At 80.4% G+C, this 2,065-nt stretch carries 2 protein-coding genes; both read left to right on the plus strand.

The annotated features are described in order from the left end of the window. On the plus strand, positions 1–903 hold a 903-nt coding region (locus DT057_RS34710; protein ID WP_203236466.1), incomplete at its 5' end, for a chemotaxis protein CheW. Next, positions 900–2,036 (plus strand): chemotaxis-specific protein-glutamate methyltransferase CheB, encoded by a 1,137-nt coding sequence (gene cheB / locus DT057_RS34715; RefSeq protein WP_128566530.1) that lies wholly within the window; start codon positions 900–902, stop codon positions 2,034–2,036. The genes DT057_RS34710 and cheB, both read left to right, overlap by 4 nt. Positions 2,037–2,065 lie beyond the last annotated feature (29 nt).

Consider the following 2,065-nt stretch of genomic DNA (forward strand, 5'->3'; position numbering starts at 1 on the left):
GAGGTCGCCGCGATCGTGCCGCTGCCGCGCGAGGCCGCGGGCGGCCCGCAGCCCGGCAGCATCACGCTGCGCGGGCGGGCCCTGCCGCTCCTGCCGCTCGCGCGCCTCCTCGGGGCCGCCGCCCCGGCGCCCGGTCCCGGCGACCGGATCGTCGTCGCGCACCACGCCGGCACCCGCGTCGGCCTCGTGGTCGACGCGGTCGGGCCGGTCCTGCGGCTCGCCGCCGCGGCGATCGATCCGGTGCCCCCGGTGCTGCGCCGCGCGGGAAGCCCCGTCACGGCCCTGGGCCGCCTGGACGACGGGGCGACGCTGGTCTCGATCCTGTCCGCGGAGGCGCTCGTCCGGGTGGCCGCGACCCCGGCGGCCGCTCCCCCGGGCGGCGGTCCCCGCGACCGCTTCCTCCCGGGGCCGGCCGGCCAGCCCGGCGCCCCGCGGCATGCCGGCGAGGCGGCGCAACCGCGCTGCCTCGCCTTCGCGCTCGGGCCGGAGCGCTACGGCCTGCCGCTGTCCGCCGTGGCCGAGATCCTGCGGGTCCCGGCGCGCGTGACCCGGCTGCCGCGGGCGCCTGCCCTCCTGGCCGGCGCCCTCAACCGGCGCGGCGAGGTGCTGCCGGTCGTCGACCTGCGGGCGCTGCTCGGCCTGTGCCCCGGCCCGCCCGACCCGGGGCGCCGCATCGTGGTCGTCGACCGGGCGGGCACCCGCAGCGGCCTCCTCGTGGACGCCGTCTCGGGCATCCGGGCCCTCGCCTCCCCGGCGCCGGTGCCCGCGGCCGGCGCCCTCGCGGCCGCCGCGACCCTGCCGGACGGCAGCGGGATCCTCCTGGTCGACCCGGACATCCTGCTCGCGCGCGCCGCGCGCGGGCTCGCGGCGGCGGCCCGCCGGGCCGGGGGGCGGGCCGCGTGATCCGCCTCCTCGTCGTCGACGATTCCGCCCTCATGCGCCGTCTCCTCGGGGGGCTCTTCGCCGCCGAGGGCGACTTCGAGGTGGCCTTCGCCCGCGACGGCCGGGAGGCGCTCGCCGCCCACGCCCGCTTCCGGCCCGACGTCGTCACCCTCGACGTGGCCATGCCCGGCCTCGACGGCCTCGCCTGCCTCGACGGGATCATGCTGGAGCGCCCCTGCGCGGTCGTGATGCTGTCGGGGCTCACCGCCGCGGGCGCCGAGGTCACACTCGACGCCCTGGAGCGCGGCGCGGTCGACTTCATCGCCAAGCCCTCGGGCGCCGTGTCGCTGGACTTCGACCGGATCGGGCCCGCCATCGTGCAGAAGGTCCGCGCCGCGGCCGGCGCCCGCCTGCGCCCCGCCCTCGGCCTCGGGGCGAGGGTCCGGGCCCGCACGAGCCTCGCGCGGCATCGCCCCGGCGGGGAACCGCGTCCCGGCGAGAATCCGCGCCCCGGCGGGGACCCGCGCCCGGGCGTCGAACCGCGCTCGCACGCGCAGCCGCAGCGCGCCGGGGGCGTCCGCCCGGGGGGCCTCGTCCTCGTCGGCACCTCGACGGGCGGTCCCCGGGCGCTCGACGCCCTCCTGTCGCGGCTGCCCGCGGATTTCCCCTGGCCGGTGATCGTCGCCCAGCACATGCCGGGGAGCTTCACCGGGCCCCTCGCCCGGCGCCTCGACGGGCTCTGCGCGCTGGGCGTGGAGGAGGTCGGGCGCCCGCTGCCCCTCGCCCCGGGCCGCATCTACGTCGGGCGCGGCGACGCGGACGTGATCGTCGCCCGCAGGCCCGCGGGCCTCGTGGCGGCGCCGATCCCGGCGCATCCCGACCACCTCTGGCACCCGAGCGTCGACCGGCTCGTGGACAGCGCCCTCGACCACGTCGACCCGGCCCGCCTGATCGGGATCCTGATGACCGGCATGGGCCGGGACGGCGCCCGCGCGATGACGGCGCTGCGCGCGCGGGGCGGGCGCACCATCGCCGAGTCGGAGGAGACGGCGGCCGTCTGGGGCATGCCGGGCGAGCTCGTGCGCGCCGGCGGCGCGGACGTCGTCGCTCCCCTCGACGCCATCGCGGACTCGCTACTCGGGATGCTGCCCTGATGCCCCTCGTGCGCCGCGACCCCCCGGCC

It is taken from the genome of Methylobacterium crusticola (assembly GCF_003574465.1).
GTDB lineage: Bacteria > Pseudomonadota > Alphaproteobacteria > Rhizobiales > Beijerinckiaceae > Methylobacterium > Methylobacterium crusticola.